19 protein-coding genes and 1 pseudogene are annotated in these 23,809 nt (G+C 62.5%); 8 read left to right on the top strand and 12 right to left on the bottom strand.

Annotated features, from left to right (window positions below; all coding sequences use genetic code 11):
• Window positions 1-5: 5 nt before the first annotated feature.
• From infB to O987_RS10895, 4 genes are all read right to left on the bottom strand, one after another.
• Complete coding sequence (gene infB, locus O987_RS10910; protein WP_003056353.1) at window positions 6-2,840, bottom strand: translation initiation factor IF-2; 2,835 nt, start codon at window positions 2,838-2,840, stop codon at window positions 6-8.
• A 23-nt stretch (window positions 2,841-2,863) separates the two neighbouring features.
• Window positions 2,864-4,351: a transcription termination factor NusA gene (gene nusA, locus O987_RS10905; RefSeq protein ID WP_003056354.1), complete on the bottom strand. Its 1,488-nt coding sequence runs from the start codon at window positions 4,349-4,351 to the stop codon at window positions 2,864-2,866.
• 83 nt (window positions 4,352-4,434) lie between these two features.
• Complete coding sequence (gene rimP, locus O987_RS10900; protein WP_003080490.1) at window positions 4,435-5,013, bottom strand: ribosome maturation factor RimP; 579 nt, start codon at window positions 5,011-5,013, stop codon at window positions 4,435-4,437.
• Window positions 5,014-5,193: 180 nt separating this feature from the next.
• Window positions 5,194-5,574, bottom strand: coding sequence for a thioredoxin family protein (locus O987_RS10895; RefSeq protein ID WP_043372168.1), 381 nt, complete (start codon window positions 5,572-5,574; stop codon window positions 5,194-5,196).
• Window positions 5,575-5,803: 229 nt separating this feature from the next.
• Here O987_RS10895 and O987_RS10890 point away from each other — a divergent pair, with 229 nt between their 5' ends.
• Window positions 5,804-6,784, top strand: a complete 981-nt coding sequence (locus tag O987_RS10890; RefSeq protein ID WP_043372166.1) for a DnaJ C-terminal domain-containing protein — start codon at window positions 5,804-5,806, stop codon at window positions 6,782-6,784.
• Window positions 6,785-6,795: 11 nt separating this feature from the next.
• Window positions 6,796-7,128, top strand: coding sequence for a chaperone modulator CbpM (locus tag O987_RS10885; protein WP_043372165.1), 333 nt, complete (start codon window positions 6,796-6,798; stop codon window positions 7,126-7,128).
• A 112-nt stretch (window positions 7,129-7,240) separates the two neighbouring features.
• Here the strand turns inward: O987_RS10885 and O987_RS29210 are convergent, their stop codons facing one another.
• From O987_RS29210 to O987_RS10865, 5 genes are all read right to left on the bottom strand, one after another.
• Entirely contained in the window at window positions 7,241-7,402 is a 162-nt protein-coding gene (locus O987_RS29210) for a hypothetical protein (protein WP_003056362.1), read from the bottom strand.
• Window positions 7,403-7,599: 197 nt separating this feature from the next.
• Window positions 7,600-9,252 carry an ABC transporter ATP-binding protein gene (locus O987_RS10880; protein ID WP_043372163.1) on the bottom strand — a complete coding sequence of 551 codons (1,653 nt, stop codon included), beginning with the start codon at window positions 9,250-9,252 and terminating at the stop codon, window positions 7,600-7,602.
• Window positions 9,249-10,349 (bottom strand): ABC transporter permease, encoded by a 1,101-nt coding sequence (locus O987_RS10875; RefSeq protein WP_043372161.1) that lies wholly within the window; start codon window positions 10,347-10,349, stop codon window positions 9,249-9,251. Before O987_RS10875 ends, O987_RS10880 begins: the two co-directional genes overlap by 4 nt.
• 48 nt (window positions 10,350-10,397) lie before the next feature.
• Window positions 10,398-11,426, bottom strand: coding sequence for a microcin C ABC transporter permease YejB (locus O987_RS10870; protein ID WP_043372159.1), 1,029 nt, complete (start codon window positions 11,424-11,426; stop codon window positions 10,398-10,400).
• Between the two features lie 301 nt (window positions 11,427-11,727).
• The gene (locus O987_RS10865; RefSeq protein ID WP_080731499.1) at window positions 11,728-13,539 is read right to left on the bottom strand and encodes an extracellular solute-binding protein; all 1,812 of its coding nucleotides are present in this window, start codon (window positions 13,537-13,539) and stop codon (window positions 11,728-11,730) included.
• A 120-nt stretch (window positions 13,540-13,659) separates the two neighbouring features.
• On the opposite strand from O987_RS10865, the gene fabI reads away from it, so the two are divergent.
• The 3 genes from fabI (at window position 13,660) to O987_RS10850 (ending at window position 16,233) form a co-directional block, all read left to right on the top strand.
• Window positions 13,660-14,460: an enoyl-ACP reductase FabI gene (gene fabI / locus O987_RS10860; protein WP_043372156.1), complete on the top strand. Its 801-nt coding sequence runs from the start codon at window positions 13,660-13,662 to the stop codon at window positions 14,458-14,460.
• Between the two features lie 173 nt (window positions 14,461-14,633).
• The gene (locus O987_RS10855) at window positions 14,634-15,155 is read left to right on the top strand and encodes a superoxide dismutase family protein (RefSeq protein ID WP_003056373.1); all 522 of its coding nucleotides are present in this window, start codon (window positions 14,634-14,636) and stop codon (window positions 15,153-15,155) included.
• A gap of 175 nt (window positions 15,156-15,330) precedes the next feature.
• Window positions 15,331-16,233, top strand: a complete 903-nt coding sequence (locus tag O987_RS10850; RefSeq protein WP_268746955.1) for a DNA ligase — start codon at window positions 15,331-15,333, stop codon at window positions 16,231-16,233.
• Between the two features lie 62 nt (window positions 16,234-16,295).
• On the opposite strand, the gene O987_RS10845 is transcribed toward O987_RS10850, so the two are convergent.
• Window positions 16,296-17,024: an IclR family transcriptional regulator gene (locus O987_RS10845; protein WP_043372154.1), complete on the bottom strand. Its 729-nt coding sequence runs from the start codon at window positions 17,022-17,024 to the stop codon at window positions 16,296-16,298.
• 141 nt (window positions 17,025-17,165) lie between these two features.
• On the opposite strand from O987_RS10845, the pseudogene O987_RS10840 reads away from it, so the two are divergent.
• The 3 genes and pseudogenes from O987_RS10840 to O987_RS10830 all read left to right on the top strand — a co-directional run bounded on the left by O987_RS10840 (window position 17,166) and on the right by O987_RS10830 (window position 20,499).
• Window positions 17,166-18,102 (top strand): annotated as a pseudogene (locus O987_RS10840) (hydroxymethylglutaryl-CoA lyase).
• Between the two features lie 45 nt (window positions 18,103-18,147).
• Window positions 18,148-19,365, top strand: a complete 1,218-nt coding sequence (locus O987_RS10835; RefSeq protein ID WP_419177854.1) for a CaiB/BaiF CoA transferase family protein — start codon at window positions 18,148-18,150, stop codon at window positions 19,363-19,365.
• 114 nt (window positions 19,366-19,479) lie between these two features.
• On the top strand, window positions 19,480-20,499 hold the full coding sequence (locus tag O987_RS10830) for a Bug family tripartite tricarboxylate transporter substrate binding protein (protein WP_043372150.1): 1,020 nt from the start codon (window positions 19,480-19,482) through the stop codon (window positions 20,497-20,499).
• An 89-nt stretch (window positions 20,500-20,588) separates the two neighbouring features.
• On the opposite strand, the gene O987_RS10825 is transcribed toward O987_RS10830, so the two are convergent.
• Both O987_RS10825 and O987_RS10820 read right to left on the bottom strand, forming a co-directional pair.
• Window positions 20,589-21,047: a VanZ family protein gene (locus O987_RS10825; protein ID WP_235214341.1), complete on the bottom strand. Its 459-nt coding sequence runs from the start codon at window positions 21,045-21,047 to the stop codon at window positions 20,589-20,591.
• Window positions 21,048-21,142: 95 nt separating this feature from the next.
• Window positions 21,143-23,728 carry an arginine/lysine/ornithine decarboxylase gene (locus tag O987_RS10820; protein WP_043372148.1) on the bottom strand — a complete coding sequence of 862 codons (2,586 nt, stop codon included), beginning with the start codon at window positions 23,726-23,728 and terminating at the stop codon, window positions 21,143-21,145.
• Between the last annotated feature and the right edge of the window lie 81 nt (window positions 23,729-23,809).

The raw sequence follows: 23,809 nt of genomic DNA, 5'->3' as shown, positions 1-23,809 counted from the left end.
TGCTTTTACAGCGTACGAGCGATTTCCTTGATCTCGAAGACTTCCAGCACGTCGCCTTCCTTGATGTCGTTGTAGTTACGCAGCTTGATACCGCACTCGAAGCCTTCCTTGACTTCCTTGACATCGTCCTTGAGGCGGCGCAGCGACTCGATCTCGCCCGTGTAGATGACCACGTTGTCGCGCAGCAGACGGAAGTGTGCGTTGCGGGTGACATGACCTTGCGTGATGTACGAGCCGGCAATGGTGCCGATCTTCGTCGCCACGAACACGGTACGGATCTCGGCCATACCGATGATCTCTTCGCGCTTCTCGGGAGCCAGCATGCCGGACATCGCAGCCTTCACCTCATCCACGGCGTCGTAGATGATGTTGTAGTAGCGCACGTCGACATCGTTGCCTTCGGCCGTCTTGCGGGCCTGGGCATCCGCACGCACGTTGAAGCCGATGATGATGGCCTTGGAAGCCAGTGCCAGGTTGACGTCGGACTCGGAAATACCGCCCACGCCGGAGTACACCAGCTGAACCTTGATCTCGTCGGTCGACAGCTTGAGCAGCGAGGCTGCCAGCGCTTCCTGCGAGCCTTGCATGTCGGCCTTGATGATGATGGGCAGAGTCTGCACATCGCCAGCGGACATTTCGGCGAACATGTTTTCCAGCTTCGCAGCCTGCTGCTTGGCCAGCTTGGTGTTGCGGAACTTGCCAGCGCGGTAGGTCGCGATTTCACGGGCACGGCGTTCGTCGCTCAGCACCATGAAGTCGTCACCAGCCTGGGGCACTTCGTTCAGACCCTGAATCTCGACAGGGATGGAAGGACCGGCTTCCTTGGTCTGCTTGCCGTCTTCGTCGAGCATGGCTCGCACGCGGCCATAGGTCTGACCCGCCAGCACCACATCGCCGACCTTCAGCGTACCGGACTGCACCAGCACCGTAGCCACGGTACCACGCCCCTTGTCCAGCTGGGCTTCGATCACGAGCCCCTTGGCAGCGGCTTCCACCGGCGCCTTGAGTTCCAGCACTTCGGCCTGCAGCAGGACTTGCTCCAGCAGCTCGTCGATGCCCTGGCCAGTCTTGGAGGACACGGCCACAAAGGGAGAGTCACCGCCGTACTCTTCGGGCAGCACCTCTTCCACGACCAGCTCCTGCTTGACGCGATCGGGGTTGGCTTCAGGCTTGTCGGCCTTGGTGATGGCCACCACGATGGGAACACCAGCCGCCTTGGCGTGCTTGATGGCTTCCTTGGTCTGGGGCATCACGCCGTCGTCGGCAGCGGCCACCAGAATCACGATGTCGGTGGACTTGGCACCGCGAGCACGCATGGCCGTGAAGGCCTCGTGACCGGGAGTGTCCAGGAAGGTGATGATGCCGCGAGGCGTCTTCACATGGTAGGCACCGATGTGCTGCGTGATGCCGCCGGCTTCGCCCGACGCCACCTTGGTGCGACGGATGTAGTCCAGCAGCGAGGTCTTGCCGTGGTCCACGTGACCCATGACGGTCACCACGGGAGCGCGCGGCAGTTTCTCGGCTTCGGCGTTGGAGACTTCCTCGGCGGTGAAGGCTTCGAGATCGTCCAGCGCAGCCACCTTGGCGGTATGGCCCATTTCTTCCACCACGATCATGGCGGTGTCCTGGTCCAGCGGCTGGTTGATGGTGACCATCTGGCCCATCTTCATCAGAACCTTGATCAGCTCGGATGCCTTGATGGCCATCTTGTGAGCCAGTTCGGCCACGGTGATGGTCTCGGGCACCGAGATCTCGAGCTGACGGAACTCGGGAGCCTGCTGCTGTTGCTGCTCGTGACGGTCATTGCCACGACGCCCCCCCCTGGGACCACCGCGCCAGTTGGAGCGGCCAGCCACGCCACCGGAGCTGTCGCCACGGGTCTTGATTTCCTTCTTCTTGGCCGCATCGTTGGACCAGCTCGAAGACAGCTTGGCGGACTTGACTTCCTTGCCGGGACGGGCACCGCCACCTGCATTGGCCGCTCCGGCGGCACCTGCGGGCTTGCTGCCATCCTTGGCGGCAACAGGCTTCTTGGCATCCGCAGCGACCGGAGCAGCCTTCTTGGGCTCTTCGGGCTTCTTGGCGACCAGCACCTTCTTGGGCGCAGCCATCATGGCACGGATGGCTTCCGCCTCGGCCAGGGCCTTGCGGCGGCGTTCATCCAGATCCTTGGCGCGGCTGGCTTCTTCAGCCGCCTTGGCCTGGGATTCGGCTTCGGCCTTGGAGCGTGCCTCGGCCTGGGCCGCAGCACGTGCGGCAGCGCCAGCGGCGTGCTCGCGCTTTTCCTCTTCCTTAGCCGCCTTGGCTTCAGCCACCTTGGCAACTTCCGCGGCTGCATAGGCTGCAGCACGTTCCTCGGCTTCGCGCTCGCGGCGCTCGCGCTCTTCGCGCTCTTGACGTTCCTTGGCCAATTGTTCTTCCTGATGGCTCAACAGCTCAACCTCACGGCGAGCATCTTCTTCACGGCGTGCCAGCTCTTGAGTAGCGGCACGCTCCTGCACAGCCTTAGCCATGCTTTGCGCATTGGCCTGAGCCTCGGCGGGAGTGTCTTCCCGCTTCACGAAAGTGCGCTTCTTGCGCACTTCCACCTGAATCGTACGAGCACGGCCCGATGAGTCCGCCTGCTTGATTTCGCTGGTGGACTTCTTGGTCAGCGTGATCTTCTTGGCGCCGCTGCCATGGCTGACCTGCAGGTGGCTCAGCAAACGCTGCTTGTCACCTTCGGTCAGCACATCGGCTGCGTCAGCCTTATCAACCCCGGCGGCCTTGAGCTGCTGCAGCAAGGAATCAGGGGTCGTGTTGCGCTCTTTCGCAAATTCTGCAACCGTATTACTCGACATAAATGCTCTGTACCTCCCTGACCTTACTCTTGCCCATCGGCAAACCAGTGCTCACGCGCCTTCATGATCAAGGCCTTGGCTTCTTCGGCGGTCTGACCGGTGATATCGGTCAGCTCGTCGATCGCCAGATCGGCCAGATCGTCACGGGTGTGCACATCAGCTTGCGCCAGCTTGTCCAGCAGTTCGGCAGTCATGCCGTCCAGAGAGACAAGATCCTCGGATGCCTTGCTCACATTTTCTTCGCGAGCAATTTCCTGACTCAGCAGTGCATCCTTGGCGCGGCTACGCAGCTCGTTTACCGTCTCTTCGTCGAAGGATTCGATTTCGAGCATTTCCTGCAGCGGCACATAGGCCACTTCTTCCAGGGTCTCGAAACCTTCTTCGATCAGGATGTTGGCGATTTCCTCGTCCACATCCAGCTTTTCCATGAACAGCTTGCGCGAGACAGCCGACTCGTCGGCCTGCTTCTGTGCAGACTCGGCAGCGTCCATGATGTTGATCTTCCAGCCTGTCAGCTCGGAGGCCAGACGCACGTTCTGACCGCCGCGACCGATGGCGATGGCCAGATTCTCCTCGTCCACGACTACGTCCATGGCATGCTTTTCCTCATCCACAACGATGGAAGAGACATTCGCAGGAGCCAGAGCACCGATCACGAACTGAGCGGGGTCTTCGGACCAGAGCACGATATCCACACGCTCGCCGGCCAGCTCGTTGGTCACCGCATTCACGCGGGTGCCGCGCACACCGACGCAGGTGCCGATGGGGTCCACACGCTTGTCGTGGCTCAGCACGGCGATCTTGGCACGCGAGCCGGCATCGCGAGCGCAGCTCTTGATCTCCAGCAGGCCTTGCTCGATCTCGGGCACTTCATTGCGAAACAGCTCCACCATGAATTCGGGGGCCGAGCGCGACAGCAGGATGGGAGCGCCGCGCAAGGTGGCATCGACTTCCATGATCATGGCACGCACGCGGTCGCCGTTGCGCAGATTTTCCTTGGGGATCATCTCGCCGCGCTTGAGTCGACCTTCCACACGACCGGATTCGACAATGATGTCGCCCTTGTCCATGCGCTTGACGGTGCCGGTGAAGATCTTGTCGCCACGGGCCAGGAATTCGTTGAGCAGCATTTCGCGCTCGGCGTCGCGAATCTTCTGCAGGATGACCTGCTTGGCCGCCATGGCACCGATACGGCCGATGGGCAGCGACTCGATCTGCTCTTCAATGAACTCACCAATCTGAATACCGGGCACGCGGTCTTCCGCATCCATCAGCATTTCTTCGGCGTCGGGGTTCTGCAGACCGGCATCGTCAGACACCACCACCCAGCGGCGGAAGGTGTCGTAGTCGCCGCTTTCGCGATCGATGGACACGCGGATGTCTACTTCACCTTGGTACAGCTTCTTGGTGGCCTGCGCCAGTGCGGATTCCACGGCACCAAAAACCACATCGCGTTCCACGTTCTTTTCACGCGAAATGGCTTCAACCAACATCAACAGTTCGCGATTCATGCGACGACTCTCCTATTTCAATCACACAAAGAGGATTTGCATGCGACCTCTTTGCCCCAAAAGATTCCAACGCTGCAGCCGCCTCATTCGGGCTTGGCTGCGCGTCCTTTGAAATTCACAATCGGTGCCAGACGCGCTTCGCGCAACTCGTCAAGCGTAAAGCCCATGGCGTTCAATGGCGCGGGTTCACGCTTCTTGCTGACTCGCACGCCCGGCTTGGGAGGCGGCTCATCGCTCCAGACGATCTGCCAGCCACCTTCTTCAGTCCGTTCCAGCGTGCCACGAAATTTCTTGCGGTTTGCATTGATCTTGTCGCCACCTGCAGCCCCGATGGGAGCCTTGAGCGTCAGATCCACCTCCGAGCCTTCAAAGCGGATGAAGTCCTGCTCATGGCGCAGCAAACGATCAATGCCGGGAGAAGAGACCTCCAGGCGGGCGTAATCCGCACCATCGACTTCCAGCGCAAACTGAAGCTGGCGCGTGACCTTTTCGCAGTCTTCCACTGTCACGAACTGCTCGGGCAGCTCAGGCGCACCTTCCTCCGGCGCCTGCCAAGGCAAATCAATCGTGATGCGCAGCAGGCCGCCGGCCGAGCGCTCGATTTCAACCAGGTCATAGCCCAGACCTGTCACGGTTTGTTCAACGATTTGCTGTAGTGCCACGTGTATTCAGTTCAATCCCGAAAAATCTGTCAAATCATGGACTTAGCTCTGCCAAAAACAGGTTTCACCATGAATTGCCCAAAAAAAACGGGCGGTAGTTACCCGCCCGTTTGGTCGTGAAGCCGTGATTGTAGCCGCAAACCATTGTTTTCGCAAAAAGTGTCTCGCATAAAACAGCAATCAGCGCAAGACATCCTGCAGGTCATCGGCGCGCAACAATCGCTGCAGCAATTCCTGGGCCTCCTGCTCCTGTGAAGGCTTCGCCGCCGCGTCCGTCGGCAGGGATTGCAGCATCCGCGCCAGCACCCCTGTCTGCGGCAGCACCGGCCCCAGGAATCGGGCCCGTTCGCCCTGCGCCACCAGAATGGACGGAAAGGTTTCGATATCCAGATCGCCGGCGACATCCTCGCGATCTTCCACATCGAGCCAGACAAAACGCATCTGCGGAAACTGGGCCGCCAGCGCCTCGAAGGGCTGTCGGTACTGCTTGCAGGTTCCGCACCAGTCGGCACAGAGGCAGACCACCAGCCACTCCTGCACCTTTGTAATTTCTTGTTTCATTTCACAAACTCTGGGCCGGCCTTCGCGCACGCCCTTGCATTGATCCGCCAATGGTAGCGCCAGATGCGGCCCGGGGTTGAGACTACGGCCATCACCCCGGCCTTCTGCGCAGCAGCCCTTGAAGCCGCCGCACTCTATCCCTATTATTTTCCTGAACCCGGGCGCGGCAATGGCAGCAGCCAGAGCAACTGGCTTGCGCCCTTCTTTTAACAAGAAGATTGGTGACTCCATGGATTACAAGGACTATTACAAGATACTTGGCGTGGACAGGAAGGCCTCCGCCGACGACATCAAGAAGGCCTATCGCAAGCTCGCCCGCAAATACCATCCCGACATCAGCAAGGAAAAAGATGCGGACGCCCGCATGGCCGAGGTCAACGAAGCCAACACCGTGCTCTCGGACCCGGAAAAGCGCACGGCCTATGACGCCATGGGCGACGAGATGCAGTTTGCGCAGAATGCCAGAGCCCAGGGTGGCGGAGGCTTTCGCCCGCCCCCCGACTGGGACCAGCAGGACTTTCACTTCAGCAGCCAGGGCGATGCCGGCAGCGACGCCGATTTCAGCGACTTCTTCTCGCAGATGTTCGGCCAGGCCGCCCGTGCGCGGCGCCATCAAGGCCAGCAAGGTGCACGCGGCACCCCCGATATGCGCGGCCAGGACCAGCATGCCAGCATAGAGCTGGATTTGCAGGACAGCTATAGCGGCGCCGTGCGCTCGCTGCATCTGCGTGCCACCGTACTCGACGAACAGGGCATCCCCACCTATAAGGACAAGGAGCTGCAGGTCACCATTCCCAAAGGGGTACGCGAAGGCCAGATGATTCGCCTTGCCGGCCAGGGCAACCCCGGCCTGGGCAAGGGAGCTCCCGGCGATCTGCTGCTGGAGGTGCACTTTCGCAGCGATCCGCGCTGGTGGTCCGAGGGCAAGGACGTCTACCAGCGCGTGCCGCTCGCGCCGTGGGAGGCCGAGCTGGGCGGCCCCGTGCGCTTCAAGACGCTGGCCGGAGAGTTGGAAGTCACCGTGCCCGCCGGCTATCGCTCGGGCCGCAAGCTGCGCCTCAAGGGCAAGGGCCTGCCCGCCGCCACGCCGGGCGATCTGTATCTGGTGCTGGATGTGGTCTTCCCGCCCGCCGCGACGGCCGAACAAAAGCAGGCCTATGCCGACTTTGCCAAGGCCTTCCCGCAATTCGATGCCCGCAGCCTGAGTTGAAAGGTTTTCCCATGAGCACCTCCCACTACCCTTTCTACGAACCTGCCGAGCTGCTGGAGCAGGCCGTGCTCGATCTGCACGAGCTGGCCCGCCATTGCTGCACCAGCCCTCAATGGGTGATCGAACATGTGCAGACAGGCGTCATCAGCTACGACAACGCCGGCCAGGTCCGCGAGATCAGCCATGAGCAATGGCGCTTCAGCAGCCAGACGCTGGTGCGTGCGCGCCGCATTGCCCAGCTGGAGCAGAGCTTCGACGCCGACCCCCAGCTCGCCGCCCTCACCACGGATCTCATCGAGGAAGTCCAGCAGCTGCGCCGCAAGCTGAGGAATCTGCAGAGATAATGCAGAGATAAGCCCGCCAGCGCCCTGAGGCGCACAATGCAAAAAGCCCTCGCACCGAAGTGACGAGGGCTTTTTTGCGGACCGCACACCAGGGCGCGGCCTGCTGCAGGAATTAGCCGTGGCGCTTGCCGGGCTGCTTCTTGCTGCGAGTGTGCGAACCACGCTCCAGGCTCACGCGCTGGCCACGGCCGGGAGTGGGCAGGGTCACGCCATTGGGTGCCTGAGGACGGGGAGTGGCCTTGCGGTCTGCTTCGGTAACGATCTTATTGCCCATGTCGAATTCTCAATTGGGAGGTTGAAAAGGATCAATTAGGCCACAGCCAGAGAATTCGCGCCAAATAAATACAAACTTTCGAGTGCGGATTCAGTGTTTTTCAGCGAATGCCCGCCTCGCGAATCAGCGAATCGACAGCAATTGCGGGCATTCAAAGCCTCAAGCCTTTGAGGGGCAAGCACTGCTCGCTATCAATTTCAGAACACCGCCGACTCGGCAACGACTCCGGCGGCCTCGACCAGCTGGCGTGTATAGGCCTGCTGCGGTGCCGTGAGCACCGCCTGCACGCCACCCTGCTCCACGATCTGCCCATCCTTCATGACCAGCACCTCATGGGCCATGGCACGAATCACGTCCACATCGTGGGTAATGAGCAGATAGGCCAGACCACGCTCCTTCTGCAGCCGCTGCAGCAGGGCCAGCACCTGCTGCTGAATGGTGACATCGAGCGCACTCGTGGGCTCATCCAGCACCAGGACCTCGGGCTCCATGATGAGCGCGCGTGAAATCGCCAGACGCTGTCGCTGCCCGCCCGAGAATTCATGCGGATAGCGCTGCAGCAGGCCGGGGAACTGGGTCTCGGTCAGCCCCACCTCTTCCAGCATCTGGAGCACGCGCTCGCGCCGTGGCCCGGCAGCGAGCTCGGGCGCATGAATCTGCAGGCCTTCACCGACAATCTCTTCCACCGTCATGCGCGGCGACAGCGAAGAAAACGGATCCTGGAACACTACCTGGATCTTGCGCCGCAGCGCCAGATTGGCCGCGCTATTGCGGATTGCCGGCTGCTGCCATGGCCTGCCGGCCACCTGCAGCTCCCCGGTCGCAGGCAACAATCCCAGCACGGCCTGAGCCAGCGTGGATTTGCCCGAGCCCGATTCGCCGATCACACCCAGGGTACGGCCCGGCCGCAGCAGCATATCCGCGCCCTTGACCGCCACGAATGCCCCCTTTTTGAACCAGCCACGAATGCCGGGCAAAGGCGTGGCATAGCTCACCTGCAGGGCCCGGGTCTGCACCACGACCGTATCGCCAGCCGGCTCAGACTCCACCACATTGCGCACCGGCCGGCTGGCCAGCAACTTGCGGGTATAGGCATGCTGTGGGTTCTGCATCACCTCCGCCACGGTGCCCTGCTCCACAAGAGCACCTTTTTCCATGACCGCCACGCGGTCGGCAAAGCGACGCACCAGGTTCAGGTCATGCGTGATCATCAGCACGGCCATACCGGTCTGTCGCTGCAGATCGGCCAGCAGATCCAGTATCTGGCCGCGCAGCGTCACATCCAGCGCCGTCGTCGGCTCGTCGGCCAGCAGCAGCCGGGGACGGCTGGCCAGTGCCATGGCAATCATGGCGCGCTGGCGCTGCCCGCCGCTGAGCTGATGCGGAAAGCTCTGCGCCCTGCGCCCGGGCTCGGGAATGCCTGTCGTGGCCAGCAGCTCCACCGCCTGCGTCAAGGCCTGGCCACGGCTCAAGGCCTGCTTGAGCTGCAGCACCTCGGCCACCTGCGCGCCCACGGTCATCAGCGGATTCAGCGCGGTCATCGGCTCCTGAAAGATCATGGCAATGTCGCCACCGCGTACCCCCTGCATCTCGCGCTCCGAAAGCCCCAGCAGATCGCGCCCGTCCAGCAGCGCCCGCCCGCTCAATTGGGCCTCCCCCACCAGCCTCAGCAGCGACAGCGCCGTGACCGACTTGCCCGAACCGGACTCCCCCACCAGCGCCAGCTTTTCACCGGCAGCCATCGCAAAGCTCACGCCCTGAACCACGGGCTTGCCCGCAAAAGACACGCTCAGATCGTGCACGGCCAGCAGCTTGCTGCCGGCCTGTCCCTCGTATTTCTCCTTGCTCATGGCTTGCCTCCTGCGCGCTTTGCAGCCTCGGTACGCGCCTGCTTGCGCGGGTCCAGCGCATCGCGCAGGGCGTCCCCCATAAAGGTCAGCAACAGCAGCGTGATGACCAGCACGCCAAAGGTGGACAGGGAAATCCACCAGGCATCGATATTGTTCTTGCCCTGGCTCAGCAGCTCACCCAGGCTGGGCGTGCCCGGGGGAACACCCAGGCCCAGGAAATCCAGCGAGGTCAGTGCCAGGATGGCCCCGCTCATGCGAAAAGGCAGAAAGGTGATCACCGGCGTCATGCTATTGGGCAGGATGTGGCGAAAGATGATGGAGCGATTGCTGGCACCCAGCGCCTGGGCGGATTTCACATAGTCAAGCTGGCGATTGCGCAGGAACTCGGCCCGCACATAATCGGCCAGCCCCATCCAGCCGAACAGGCTCAGCAGGATCAGCAGCAGCGAGACACTGGGCGCAAACAGCGCACTGAAGATGATGAGCAGGTAGAGCTCGGGCATGGAGCCCCAGATTTCCGTCAGGCGCTGAAAGGCCAGATCCGTCTTGCCGCCAAAAAAGCCCTGCACCGCTCCCGCCAGCACGCCCAGCAGTACGCCCACGGCCGTCAGCGCTAGACCGAACAGCACGCTGACGCGAAAGCCGTAGATGAGCTGCGCCAGCAGATCACGCCCCCGGTCGTCGGTGCCCAGCCAGTTGTCTGCCGAGGGCGCAGAAGGATTGGGCGACTTGGCAAAGTAGTTGATGGTGGACTTGCCATAGCGGTTGAGGGGGAAGATCGCCCAGTTGTCGCCCTCGCCAAGCCTTTGCCGGATGAAGGGATCGAGGTAATCGGTCGGCGTATGGAAATCGCCCCCGAAGGTGGTTTCCGGGTAATCGTGCAGCAGCGGCAAATAGGTCTGCCCCTCATAGCGCACGATGAGCGGCTTGTCGTTAGACAGCAGTTCGGCAAACAGGCTGAGCACCACCAGCACCGAGAAGATCACCAGGCTGACAAATCCCAGCCGGTTGGACTTGAAACGCCTCCAGGCCCGGCGCCCCGGGGACTCGGATTTGGCTGCAGACACGGTCTGCACGGCATCAACTCCTGAATTCATAGCTGCTTGCGCTTTAGAGGATTGGGTTTGAGGCCTTGTTTGCATATCTCAGTCAAACTTGACCCGAGGGTCCACCCAGACATAGCAAAGATCGCTGATGAGCTTGGTCACCAGACCGATCAGCGTGAACAGGTACAGCGTGCCCAGCACCACGGGAAAGTCGCGGCGAATCACGCTTTCGTAGCTGAGCAGGCCCAGCCCGTCGAGCGAGAACAGGGTCTCGATCAGCAGCGCCCCGGCAAAGAAAGCCCCAATGAAAGCCGAGGGAAAGCCCGTGACGATGGGAATCAGCGCATTGCGAAACACATGCTTGTAGAGCACCTGGCGCTCGGACAGGCCCTTGGCGCGAGCCGTCAGCACATACTGCTTGCGGATCTCCTCGAGAAACGAGTTCTTGGTCAGCATGGCCGTCACGGCAAAGCTGCCAGCCACCATGGCGGTCACGGGCAGGGCGATATGCCAGAAATAGTCCGCCACCTTGCCCATGGTGCTGAGCTCGTCGAAGTTGGCCGATGTCAGCCCGCGCAGCGGAAACCACTGCAACTGCCCGCCGAAGATGACCAGCAGCGCCACGCCCAGCACAAAGCCCGGGATGGCATAGCCGATGAGAATCAGAACCGTGGTGGCCAGATCAAAGCGCGAGCCCGCCCGCACGGCCTTGGCCACCCCCAGGGGCACGGCCACCAGATAGCTGATGAAGAAGGTCCACAGGCCCAGGCTGATGGAGACCGGCAGCTTTTCCTTGACCAGCGCCCAGACGCTTTTGTTCTGGAAAAAGCTGGTACCCAGATCAAAGCGCGCAAACTGCCCCAGCATCTGCACAAAGCGTTCGGCCGGTGGCTTGTCAAAGCCGTACAAGGCCTTGATCTCCTCGATCCGCTTGGGGTCCACGCCCTGTCCGCCGCGATAGCTCATGGCAGCCCCCTCGGCCCCAGGACCTGCGCCGGCCTTGGCCTCGGCCAGATATTGCTCGACCGGGCCGCCTGGCACGAACTGGATGACGACAAAGGTCAGCAGCAGCACGCCCAGCAACGTGGGGATCATCAGCAAAATGCGTTTGAGAATATAGGCAAACATCTTCGATCAACCCTTGTTTTCAGCCGCGGTGACGATGGCCGCAGCGCCGGGCCGCCCCAAGCAGGGCCAGCCCCTTGGGGGGGGGGAGCGACCTGTGCAACGGTGGAGCGCGGGGGCCACTTTACCTGGGCCGCAGCGCCGGGCCGCCCCAAGCAAGGCCAGCCCCCTTGGGGGGCAGCGACCCGTGCAACGGTGGAGCGCGGGGGCCACTTTACCTGGGCCGCAGCGCCGGGCCGCCCCAAGCAAGGCCAGCCCCCTTGGGGGGCAGCGACCCGTGCAACGGTGGAGCGTGGGGGCCACTTTACTTGGCCCACCATGCATAGACCGCCCATAGCTCGCCCGGCGAATAGGCCGGAATCTTCCCGGGCAGCGCCAGCCTCCAGGCGTCATAGACCATGCGGTGCGTGCCCGAGTAGTACTGCGGGATCAGGTAGTGGCCGTGCACGATGATGCGCTCCAGCGCGTGGCAGGCAGGCAGCATGTCCTGCTCGGACTTGGCGGCGGCCATGCGGGCAATGATGGCATCAACTGCCTTGCTTTTCACCCCGGGAAAGTTAAAGCCGCCCTCCTGATCGGCGGAGGCACTGCCAAACAGCTCGGCATAGTCCTGACCCGGGTTGTGCGTACCCGGCACATTGAGCGTGATGATGTCGAAATCAAACTTGTCTTGCCGCTGCTGGTAGAGCGCAAAATCGACATTGTGCAGCTTGAGCGTGATGCCCAGCTTCTCCAGATTCCGCGACCATGAGCTGATCAGACGCGCACTGTCGCCGCTGTCCAGATACTCCAGCACCATGGGCTCGCCCTTGGCGTTGCGCAACGCACCATCCTTGACTGTCCAGCCCGCATCGGCCAGCAGCTTCTGCGCACGCCGCAGATTGCCGCGCAGGCCATCAGGCCCATCGGTGCGTGGCGGCTGGGCCATGGGCCCCAACGTGCCAGGCGGCAGGCTGGCCTCATAGGGTTTGAGCAAAGCCAGCTCTTCTGCACTGGGCTCGCCTCGCGTCTCGCAAGCGGTGTTGCCAAACAAGCCATGCACGCGTTGATAGGCGCCATAGAACATCTGACGACTCATCCACTCAAAGTCGTAAGCCAGGCCCAGGGCCTCGCGCACGCGAACATCCTTGAGCTGCTCACGCCGCGTATTCAGGAAAAAGCTCTGAAAGCCTGAAGGCAGCTTGTTCTCAAATGTGCCCTTGACCAGCTCGCCCGAGGCAAAGCGCCTGCCCGTCAACCGCCTGGCCCAGTCGCCCGCACTGTTGACACGCATGAGGTCGAACTCGCCGGCCTTGAGAGCCTCCAGCCGGGCTGTGTTGTCCTTGTAGATCTTGATGGTGATGCGGTCGAAATTGGCCAGACCGACACGCACCGGCAGGGTCGCCCCCCAATAACCCGGGTCGCGCACATAGCTGATGTCCTTGCCGAACTTGACCGGACCGATCTTGTAAGGGCCGCTGCCAATCGGAATATCCGTGACGACCTGATCAAAGGCCTTGGGCTTGCCATCGGCACCCAGCCCCCAGTCGCGGCTGAACACGGGAAGCAAGGCCCCCACGGTCAACGGCAGATCGCGGTTGGGTTTCTTGAAGCGAAAGCGCACCGTGCGCTCGTCGAGCACATCGCAGGCCGCCACCTCGGCAAACAGCGTCTTGTAGCCGGGCGAGACATATTTGCTCAGCAGCGTCTCGTAACTGTGTTTCACATCCTGAGCCAGCACCGGTTTGCCGTTGTGAAAGCGCGCCTGTTTGCGCAGCTTGAAGGTGGCGGACAGGCCGTCCGCCGCCACATCCACATCCTCGGCCAGCAGGCCATAACCTGACGCCGTCTCGTCGAGACTGGGTGCGAGCAAGGTCTCGAACAGCATGTCCGCCAGATAGGCAGGCGGCGAGCCCTTGATGGTGAAGGGGTTGTACTTATCGAAGGTCGAATAGCGCAGATTGCTGACCATGCGCAACTCTCCACCCTTGGGCGCTTGAGGGTTCACATAGTCAAAGTGCTTGAAGTCGGCCGCGTACTTGGGCTGCCCCCAGAGGGCATAGCCATGTGCCGCCAGGGCGGGTGTGGCAACTTGGCTGCTGACAATCAGGGCTGAACAAATCATCCAATGGCGCATGCGACAATTCTGCCCTACCCCGACTGATTCGCACCCAGTTCGAGCGGATACGTTTTCAAAGATTGCGCCGCTGCCACAGATGGTGCAGTCCCCTCTTTCAATTTTCTCTGGAGAACAACAATGGGTTTTCTCGCCGGTAAAAAGCTGCTGATCACGGGCGTCCTGTCCAACCGCTCCATCGCCTATGGCATTGCCAAGGCCTGCCACGAACAAGGCGCGGAGCTGGCCTTCAGCTATGTGGGCGAACGCTTCAAGGACCGCATCACCGAGTTCGCGGCCGACTTCAACTCCACGCTGGTGTTTGACTGCGACGTCGGCAGCGACGAGCAAATCGAAGCCATGTTCAAGGGCCTGGGCGATGCCTGGGGCAAGTTCGACGGTTTTGTGCATTCCATCGGTTTTGCTCCCCGCGAAGCCATTGCCGGCAACTTCCTCGACGGCCTGAGCCGCGAATCCTTCAAGATCGCCCACGATATCAGCGCCTACAGCTTCCCCGCCATGGCCAAGGCAGCCCTGCCGTATCTGAACGACAAGTCCTCGCTGCTGACCCTGTCGTACCTGGGCGCCCTGCGCTCCATCCCCAACTACAACACCATGGGCCTGGCCAAGGCATCGCTGGAAGCGTCCGTGCGCTACCTGGCCGAAGCCGTGGGCCGCACCGCCGACGGCCGCGCCATCCGCGCCAACGGCATCTCCGCCGGCCCCATCAAGACCCTGGCAGCCTCGGGCATCAAGGACTTCGGCAAGCTGCTGGGCCGCGTGGCCGATGCTGCGCCCCTGCGCCGCAATGTGACGATCGAAGACGTGGGCAATGTGGCGGCCTTCCTGCTGTCCGACCTGGCCTCCGGCGTGACCGCCGAGATCACCTATGTGGACGGCGGCTTCAGCCAGACCGCAGGCCTGTCGGCCGATCAGGTCTGAGCCCATCGCTTCTGACGACACCAGCCCCGCAGGCTTCTGAGGCCTGCGGGGCTTTGTTTTTTTGCCGCCTTGTGCGACATCTTGGCCCTTGCCCTACAAGCGCGGGAGAGCACTGACGCTATGGTTCACAGTGTTTTATCTAAGGTTCTGACGAATACTCAAGAGGAGCTTACATGCCATATCGTTTTCTCATCCTGGCCGCATCCGCTGCTGCCCTGACGGCCTGCAGCACCCCCGAACCCCAGCCCGCCCAGGCCATCGCCAGATTGCAGGCTACTTCGGGCAGCAAGGTCAGCGGCGATGTGAAATTCACCCAGAAGACCGGTCAGCAGGTCGTGATCAACGCCGTGATTCACGGCCTCAAGCCCAATTCCGAGCACGGCTTTCACATCCACGACAAGGGCGACTGCGGTGACAATGGCAATGCCGCTGCGGGCCACTTCAACCCCTCGGGAAATCCGCATGGCAAATATGACTCGACCCAGCACCATATGGGCGATCTGCCCAGCCTGAAGGCCGACTCCAACGGCGTGGCCACCGTCAACGTACAGTCGGCGGACATCACCTTGCTGGCCGGCCCCGGCAATGTCATAGGCCGTGCGGTCATCGTCCACGCCCAGCCCGACGACTACACCACCCAGCCCACGGGCAATGCTGGCGCGCGCATCGCCTGCGCGGTCATCAGCCGCGACTGAAAGCCTTGCCCCAGGACAAAGCCGCTGCCTGGCTGCAGCGGCTTTTTTATGAGATCGCCGTAACGCCTTATAGATAAAGCGCTGAGAGCTACGTTTTTTGATAAGGGCTCGTGCCCGCATCGACAGCATGGGCTTCGCGCTCTAGCATGAGCTGCCTCTTTACCGGGAGATAGCCATGCCTGAACCACGGCACCGATCCCTGCAGGAATACGTCCGCTGGCTGGTCTGTGCCTGCCTTTGCCTGGGCTTTGCCGTGCTGGCCCAGACCACGGCACAGCCGCCTTCGCTGATGCTGGCCCAGGTCTGGCGCAGCGGCCTGCCGCTGCAGGACTATTGGGTCAGCGAAAAACTGGACGGCGTGCGCGGCTACTGGGACGGCCACCAGCTCGTCAGCCGTGGCGGGCAGCGCATCGCGGCGCCTGAGTGGTTTGTCCGGGACTGGCCAGCCACCCCCATGGATGGCGAGCTCTGGGCAGGACGCGGCCGGTTTGGCCATGCCCAGTCCACCACGGCACAGGCCATCCCTGACGACCGAGCCTGGCGCCAGATGAAATTCATGGTGTTTGACCTGCCCGCAGCTCCGGGCAGCTTTGACCAGCGCCTGCCGCTGCTGCAGCGCACCGTGGACGCCATTGCCCAGGACTGGGTGCATATGGTGGAGCAGCGCAAGCTGGGCTCGGAAGCGGAGCTGCAGCAATGGCTGAGTACCGTCATCAAAGGCGGCGGCGAGGGCTTGATGCTGCACAAGGGCGCCGCGCCCTATCGTTCGGGCCGCAGCGACGATCTGCTCAAGCTCAAGCCTTTCGATGATGCCGAAGCCCGGGTCATAGGCTACAGAAGCGGACGCGGACAATGGCAGGGCATGACTGGGGCACTGCTGGTGCAGACCCCGGACGGTCGACAGTTTTCACTGGGCTCCGGGCTGACGGCCCAGATGCGCAAAAGTCCGCCTGCTCTCGGCAGCTGGGTCACCTATCGCTATCAGGGCCTGCATGAAAAAAGCGGCCTGCCGCGCTTTGCCCGCTTTGTGCGCGTGCGCAGCGAGCTGGGCTTCCAGCCCGAGCCGGCAAGCCCGTGATTCACAACTTCATCGTTGCCTGCGCCCATTGACCATGCGCCTGAATCCCGCGACATCAGCGGCTACGGCAGTTGCGCCCCCAGATCGCGTGCGGCCTGCAACACGTTCTTGACATAGCGCTCGTCATAGCGATGCGCTGGCATGGTCAGCGTCAGGGCGGCCGCCAGCTCGCCGCTGCGGCGGAAAACCGGTGCCGAGATGCCGGCGATTTCGCTATGCCTGTCACCCACCAGGGCTTCGTAGCCATCAGCCCGTACACGCGCATAGTGGTTGCGATTTTTCTTCAACCAGTCGCCCAGCTCCGGATCGAAGGCAACCAGCACGCGCCCGCCCGCGCCTTTGTCCAGGGGCAGCAGATCGCCGGTGCGCGCATGATCGCGCACCGGGTGCGGCGAATCCACGCGGTACAGACACAGACGCTCGCGCCCCTGGCGCACATGGTAGGCAGCGCTCTCGCCCGTGGCCTGAACCAGTGCACGCAGCACCGGCATGACCAGCTTGTCCAGCGAAAAGCTCTGTTCGTAAACCGCATGCAGCCTGGCCACGGCCGAGCCCACCGCATAGCGCCCGTCATCCTGGCGCTGAACCCAGCCCCCATGCTCCAGAGAGGCCAGCAATCTCAGCACCGTGCTTTTGTAAAGACGCGTGCGCTCGGCCAGCTCGGCCAGACTCAGTGCGGTATCGCCATCCTGGAATGCGCTCAGCACGCTGAGGGCACGGTCCACTGCGGCCACACCGCCAGGCGCGGCATTCTCGTCGGCTACGGATTCATTCAGGGATTTACGCGGCATAAAAACTCCTGCCCCTCAGCTTGACAGGGCATCAGGACGCAAGGCAATATTTCAATAGAAAGAATTAAGTTCTATCAGATAGAACATCATTAAAGCATTGTGCAAGCTGCAATGCAAGCATGAAATCCAAGTGAGGCAACCATGTCATTCCCACACCGCTTCGATCTCCTGATCAGCGAAGTCGGCCCCCGCGACGGCCTGCAGTCGGTCTCGGCCACCATGAGCACCGCCCATAAATACGCCTGGATCGATGCCCTGGTGGCAGCGGGCGTGCAGGAAATCGAAGTTGGCTCCTTTGTCTCGCCCAAACTGCTGCCGCAGATGGCCGATGCCGCCGAAGTCGTGCGCCATGCCGTCACCCACCCCGGCGTCACCATCATGGCCCTGGTGCCCAATCTCAAGGGAGCCGAAGCTGCCATGCGTGCTGGCGCGCACAAGATCACGCTGCCCGTATCCGCCAGCCCCGCGCACTCCATGGCCAATGTGCGCAAGACACCCGCACAGATGGTTGAGGAAGTGCGTGCCATCGCCAGGCTGCGCGACGAGATGGCCCCTGCCGTGCATATCGAGGCAGGCATCTCCACCGCTTTCGGCTGCACCCTGCAGGGCCTGGTGCCTGAGGACGAGGTGATTGCTCTGGCTGCAGCGTGCGTGGCCGCCGGCGCCGACGAATCCGGGCTGTCGGACACCACGGGCATGGCCAACCCGGCCCAGGTCAAGCGCCTGTTCACGCGCCTGCGCAGCGAACTCGGCGACAAGGCCGGCGCCGCGCATATGCACAACACCCGAGGCCTGGGCCTGGCCAACTGCCTGGCCGCCTATGAGGCGGGCGTGCGCACTTTCGACGCTTCCCAGGCCGGACTGGGCGGCTGCCCCTATGCCCCCCGGCGCCTCGGGCAATGTGGTGACCGAGGATCTGGTCTTCATGTTCGAAGCCATGGGACTGCGCACCGGCATTGATATTGAGCGATTGCTTGCAGCGCGAGAAACGCTGGCCGCCGGCCTGCCGGGCGAGGCGCTGTACGGCATGCTGCCACCCGCAGGCTTGCCCAAGGGCTTTGTGCCTCACCGTTACTGATCACGCCTCGGCTCGCCGACGAGCCGAGCACCACAAGAGATGAATATGCACTCCTCAACCGAATCCGCCAGCACCGGCGCTGCTCCCCTGCCCTATGCCGGCATCCGCGTGGTGGAATTCACCCATATGGTCATGGGCCCCAGCTGTGGCCTGATGCTGGCCGACCTGGGCGCCGAAGTCATCAAGGTCGAGCCCGTGGGCCACGGCCGCAACGGCGATGCCACGCGCAAGCTGCTGGGCTCGGGCTCGGGTTTTTTCCCGCTGTTCAACCGCAACAAGAAAAGCCTGACGCTGGATCTGCAGACCCCCGAGGGCAAGGAAGCCGCGCTGCGGCTGATCGCCACGGCCGATGTCGTGACCGAGAACTTCAAGCCCGGCACCATGACCAAGCTGGGTCTCGACTATGAAAGTCTCAAGCAGCAGTTTCCACGCCTCATCTATGTGAGCCACAAGGGCTTTCTGCCCGGCCCCTACGAACACCGCACGGCCCTGGACGAGGTGGTGCAGATGATGGGCGGCCTTGCCTATATGACAGGCAGACCCGGCGACCCGCTGCGCGCGGGCACCAGTGTCAACGACATCATGGGCGGCATGTTCGGCGCCATGGGAGCCATGGCGGCCCTGGCCCAGCGCGAAAAGACCGGCAAGGGCCAGGAAGTGCAAAGCGCACTGTTCGAGAACAATGTGTTCCTCATCGCCCAGCACATGATGCAGTACGCGGTGACCGGCAAGCCCGCAGCCCCCATGCCCGCACGCATCTCGGCCTGGGCAATCTACGACGTGTTCGAAGTCCAGGGCGGCGAACAGATCTTTCTGGCCGTAGTCAGCGACGGCGCATGGCGCGAGTTCTGCGATGCCTTCGGCCTGGTCCAGCTGCGAGACGATCCGCGCCTTGGCAGCAACAACGACCGCGTGCAGGCCCGCAGCTGGCTGATGCCGCTGCTGCGCGAAACCATGGCCGGATACAGCGCCGCGCATATCGCCCAGGTCTTCGAGGACAAGGGCCTGCCGTTTGCACCCATCGCGCGCCCGCACGACCTGCTCGAAGACCCGCACCTGAACGCCACCGGTGCGCTGGCCCCCATCACCTTGCCCGACGGCCGCGACAGCAAGACCGTGCTGCTGCCGCTGACCCTGGACGGCAAGCATCTGCAGGTGCGTCTCTCACCACCCAAGCTCGGCGAGCACAGCCTGGAGATTCTGACCGCCCTGGGCTACAGCCAGGATCAGGCCCAGGCACTGGCCCAGGGCCTGCCCGACTGAGCGACCCTGCGGGGTCATGGCCCCGCTTTCTTCAGCACACCCCAGAACAGGGCGCCCATGCACGCCCTGCGGGGATTCCTTACCCCCAATTTCCAGCCACCAGGAGACAAAACCATGAAACACAGCTCTTTCCTCCATTGCGCAGCACGACCGGCAAACCGCCGCCAGGCCATTGCAGCCTGCGCGCTGATGGCCATGGCGGTCGCCAGCGGCAGCGCCAGCGCCCAGCCCGGGGAATGGCCCGCCAAGTCGATCCGCATGGTCGTGCCCTTCACGCCTGGCGGCGGCACCGACACGGTGACACGCCAGATCAGCGAGCGCATGGCGACCGCGAATCGCTGGGTCATCGTGGTGGACAACAAGCCCGGTGCGGGCGGAAATATCGGACTTGATGCCGTCGCCAAGGCACCTGCCGACGGTTATACCTTCGGCATAGGACAGACCGCCAATCTGGCCATCAATCCCTCGCTGCTGCCCAGCATGCCTTTCAATGCCAAGACCGATCTGCTTCCCGTGGCGCTGGTGGCCTCGCAGCCCGTGGTGCTGGTCGTGCCCGCCGATTCGCCCTGGAAATCGCTGCAGGACCTGATTGCCGCGGCCAAGGCCCAGCCCGGCGCCATCAAGCAAGGCCTGGCGTCCACGGGCACCGTGGGCCATCTGGCGGGGGAAATGCTTTCCTACAAGGCCAAGATCGATGTGCTCAACGTGCCTTACAAGGGCGCCGCGCCGGCCGTGACCGATCTGCTGGGCAAGCAGACCCACTATATGTTCGGCACGCCTCAGGCGGTCTACCCCATGATCAAGGGCCAGCGCCTGCGCGCACTGGCGGTGACCTCGGCCAAGCGTCTAGCCATCCTGCCCCAGGTCCCCACCGTGGCCGAGTCCGGCTTTCCCGGCTTTGAAGCCGTGGACTGGAAGCTGATCGTGGCCCCCAGGAACACGCCTGCCGCGCTGGCGCAGAAGATCAATGCCGCAGTGAACACCGGGCTGCAGGACCCCGCCGTGCTCAAGCAGTTGCAATCCGAAGGCAGCACGCCCATGGGCGGCAGCCTGCAGGACGCCCAGGCCTATCTGCAAAAGGAGCAGGCCAGCTGGGCCGCGCTGATCCGCGACGCGAAGATCACACTGGAATGACGCTATTCAAATGGAAGCATCTTCCGCTTTCCTCATCTTGTTTTTCATATACATCGACCATGAAAACAAGTGATACAAAGCGGTAGCTGCTATATTTTTGATGAATACAGCCACCGTGACCCCAGCCTCTGCCAGAACAGCACGGCCAGGCCGGCGCCCAAGGTGTTGGCCAGCGCATCCAGCCATTCAGCGCCGCGCGTGACAGTCAGAAACGACTGCAGACCCTCTATCAGGCCGCCATAGACCGCGCACAGCCCCACCACGCATGCGGCCTGCGCCAGCGTCCAGGCCCGACCCAGACTGCGCGCACGCAGCACTGCCGCCCACCACAGCAGCGTGGCCAGCACGCCGTGCAGACTCGCGTGCACCAGCTTGTCCGCATACGCCATTCCATTCAGAAACGGGAACAGCCTCAGGATCAGGCCGCCGCTGGCGCCGGTTTCATTGAGGCAGCCCCACAGCATGAACAGCGCCCAGGCCAGGCTGCAGGCGGCCGGAACCCGCCACAGGCGCTGGTCTGCAGCAGTCATCGACAGTGGTGAACGCATGACCTCTTTCATATCCGGCATGAAAAAGCCCGGCATGCGGAGCACCCCGGGCTTTGTCCTGACACAGCGATTCGCGTCAACGAATCATCGGCGCGTCACAGCGTGCGACCAAACGGTCCGGCATCGCCCACCTGCACCGGCTTCTTGCCCTTGCGGGCCGGCTTGGCGGCGGTTCCGGCCACACGCACGTCCATATCGGCAGGCGTAGAAGCCTTGGCCTTGGGCGAAGCCTTGCCCGTCTTGGCGGCGGGCTTTGCCGCAGGCTTGGCTACGGACTTGGCCGCCGTCTTCGCCACGGGCTTGGCTGCCGCCTTGACCGCGCCGGACTTGGCTGCAGGCTTCTTGGCCGCAGGGGCCTTCTTGGCAGGCACGGATTGGGTCTCCGCGACGCAGTCCGCGTAATAGCGGATCTCGCCGTTTTCGTCTTCCAGCTCCACCAGACCGTGGATATCGGTCTCGAAGCCCGGGCACTCCTTGGCGAACTCGCGCGCGAACACCAGGTAGTCCACGATCTTCTTGTTGAAGACTTCACCGGGGATCAGCAACGGAATTCCGGGCGGGTAAGGCGTGACCAGACCCACGGTGGTGCGGCCGACCAGATGGTCGATTTCCACACGCTCGGTCCTGCGCTGCGCGATATGCGCATAGGCATCCGAGGGCTTCATCGTGGGCTTGAGATCCGACAGATACATCTCGGTCGTCAGGCGTGCGATATCGTACTTGGCGTACAGCTCGTGCACGTGCTGGCACAGGTCCTTGAGGCCCATGCGCTCGTAGCGGCGGTGCTGCTGGCAGAACTCGGGCAGGATGCGCGCCAGAGGCTGGTTGCGGTCGTAATCGTCCTTGAACTGCTGCAGCGCCGTCAGCATGGTGTTCCAGCGGCCCTTGGTGATGCCGATGGTGAACATGATGAAGAAGGAGTACAGGCCGGTCTTCTCGACCACCACGCCGTGCTCGGCCAGGTATTTGGTGACGATGGACGCGGGAATGCCGGTGTCGGCAAAGTCGCCGTCCAGGTCCAGGCCGGGCGTGACGATGGTGGACTTGATGGGGTCCAGCATGTTGAAGCCATCGGCCAGATCGCCAAAGCCGTGCCAGTTGTCGAACTCCTTGCCGTTCTTCTTGGAGCGGGTCTTGGTCGATGCGTCCGTGCCGCGGATGATCCAGTCCTGGGCCGTGCCCACGCCTTCCTCGGCCAGGGCTTCAGGGCCCCAGACCTCGAACCACCAGTCGTCGTCGCCGAACTCGTCCTCCACCTTGCGCATGGCACGGCGGAAGTCCAGCGCCTCGACAATCGACTCTTCCACCAGGGCCGTGCCGCCGGGCGGCTCCATCATGGCGGCAGCCACATCGCAGCTGGCGATGATGCTGTACTGGGGGCTAGTCGAGGTGTGCATCAGATACGCCTCGTTGAACAGCGGGTGGTCCAGCTTCTCGGTCTGGCTGTCCTGCACCAGCACATGCGAGGCCTGGCTGATGCCGGCGAGCAGCTTGTGGATGGACTGGGTGGCATAGACCACCGAATGCACCGGGCGCTTGCGCTTCTTGCCCATGGCGTGATAGCTGCCGTAGAAGGGGTGGAAGGCAGCGTGGGGCAGCCAGGCCTCATCAAAGTGCAGATTGGCCACATAGCCGTCCAGCATACCCTTGATGGTCTCGGTGTTGTAGAGCACACCGTCGTAGGTGGACTGCGTCAGCGTCAGCACGCGGGGCTTGACGGCCTTGGCGTCCACACCCTTGAGCAGGGGGTTGGCGGCGATCTTGGCCTGGATGGACTCGACCGAGAACTCGCTCTGCGGAATCGGTCCGATGATGCCGAAGTGATTGCGCGTGGGCTTGAGGAACACCGGAATCACACCCGTCATGATGATCGAGTGCAGGATGGATTTGTGGCAGTTGCGGTCCACCACCACCACATCGCCGGGTGCCACGGTGTGGTGCCAGACGATCTTGTTGGAGGTCGATGTGCCATTGGTCACAAAGTAGCAGTGATCGGCATTGAAGATGCGCGCGGCATTGCGCTCGGACTCGCCGATGGCGCCGTTGTGGTCCAGCAGCTGGCCCAGCTCCTCCACGGCATTGCAGACGTCGGCGCGCAGCATGTTCTCACCGTAGAACTGGTGATACATCTGGCCCACGGGGCTCTTGAGAAAGGCCACGCCGCCCGAGTGACCGGGGCAGTGCCAGCTGTAGGAGCCGTCTTCGGCGTAGTCCAGCAGCGCCTTGAAGAAAGGAGGCTGCACGCTCTCCAGATAGCTCTTGGCTTCGCGGATGATGTGCTTGGCCACGAACTCGGGTGTATCCTCGAACATGTGAATGAAGCCATGCAGCTCACGCAGAATGTCGTTGGGCAGGTGACGGCTGGTCTTGGTCTCGCCGTAGATGTAGATGGGCACCTCTTCATTCTTGCGGCGCACTTCACCGATGAAGTCGCGCAGGCTGTGAATGATGGGGTCCTTGTCGCCGCCGAGCTGGAATTCCTCGTCGTCGATCGACAAAATAAAGGCGCTGGCCCGGCTTTGCTGCTGGGCGAACTGCGACAGATCGCCATAGCTGGTCACGCCCAGGACTTCAAAGCCCTCTTCTTCAATGGCTTGAGCCAGGGCGCGGATGCCCAGTCCCGAGGTGTTCTCGGAACGATAGTCCTCGTCGATGATGACGATGGGAAAGCGAAACTTCATGAACAGCCTCCGTACCAATCAGGCCTAAAAAACGAAACAGCCGCGAAGTGTAAGGAATATCCTTATTGCGGCTTTGAAACA

It is taken from the genome of Comamonas testosteroni TK102, assembly GCF_000739375.1.
Classification (GTDB): Bacteria; Pseudomonadota; Gammaproteobacteria; order Burkholderiales; family Burkholderiaceae_C; genus Comamonas; species Comamonas brasiliensis.
This window is presented reverse-complemented; position numbering and strand designations above follow the sequence as displayed.

Excerpts from the sequence above, each read along its gene's own strand:
- infB (WP_003056353.1), bottom strand. The coding sequence starts at position 2,840 with ATGTCGAGTAATACGGTTGCAGAATTTGCGAAAGAGCGCAACACGACC.
- nusA (WP_003056354.1), bottom strand. The coding sequence starts at position 4,351 with ATGAATCGCGAACTGTTGATGTTGGTTGAAGCCATTTCGCGTGAAAAG.
- O987_RS10895 (WP_043372168.1), bottom strand. The coding sequence starts at position 5,574 with ATGAAACAAGAAATTACAAAGGTGCAGGAGTGGCTGGTGGTCTGCCTC.
- O987_RS10890 (WP_043372166.1), top strand. The coding sequence starts at position 5,804 with ATGGATTACAAGGACTATTACAAGATACTTGGCGTGGACAGGAAGGCC.
- O987_RS10885 (WP_043372165.1), top strand. The coding sequence starts at position 6,796 with ATGAGCACCTCCCACTACCCTTTCTACGAACCTGCCGAGCTGCTGGAG.
- O987_RS29210 (WP_003056362.1), bottom strand. The coding sequence starts at position 7,402 with ATGGGCAATAAGATCGTTACCGAAGCAGACCGCAAGGCCACTCCCCGT.
- O987_RS10880 (WP_043372163.1), bottom strand. The coding sequence starts at position 9,252 with ATGAGCAAGGAGAAATACGAGGGACAGGCCGGCAGCAAGCTGCTGGCC.
- O987_RS10875 (WP_043372161.1), bottom strand. The coding sequence starts at position 10,349 with ATGAATTCAGGAGTTGATGCCGTGCAGACCGTGTCTGCAGCCAAATCC.
- O987_RS10870 (WP_043372159.1), bottom strand. The coding sequence starts at position 11,426 with ATGTTTGCCTATATTCTCAAACGCATTTTGCTGATGATCCCCACGTTG.
- O987_RS10865 (WP_080731499.1), bottom strand. The coding sequence starts at position 13,539 with ATGCGCCATTGGATGATTTGTTCAGCCCTGATTGTCAGCAGCCAAGTT.
- fabI (WP_043372156.1), top strand. The coding sequence starts at position 13,660 with ATGGGTTTTCTCGCCGGTAAAAAGCTGCTGATCACGGGCGTCCTGTCC.
- O987_RS10855 (WP_003056373.1), top strand. The coding sequence starts at position 14,634 with ATGCCATATCGTTTTCTCATCCTGGCCGCATCCGCTGCTGCCCTGACG.
- O987_RS10850 (WP_268746955.1), top strand. The coding sequence starts at position 15,331 with ATGCCTGAACCACGGCACCGATCCCTGCAGGAATACGTCCGCTGGCTG.
- O987_RS10845 (WP_043372154.1), bottom strand. The coding sequence starts at position 17,024 with ATGCCGCGTAAATCCCTGAATGAATCCGTAGCCGACGAGAATGCCGCG.
- O987_RS10835 (WP_419177854.1), top strand. The coding sequence starts at position 18,148 with ATGCACTCCTCAACCGAATCCGCCAGCACCGGCGCTGCTCCCCTGCCC.
- O987_RS10830 (WP_043372150.1), top strand. The coding sequence starts at position 19,480 with ATGAAACACAGCTCTTTCCTCCATTGCGCAGCACGACCGGCAAACCGC.
- O987_RS10825 (WP_235214341.1), bottom strand. The coding sequence starts at position 21,047 with ATGCGTTCACCACTGTCGATGACTGCTGCAGACCAGCGCCTGTGGCGG.
- O987_RS10820 (WP_043372148.1), bottom strand. The coding sequence starts at position 23,728 with ATGAAGTTTCGCTTTCCCATCGTCATCATCGACGAGGACTATCGTTCC.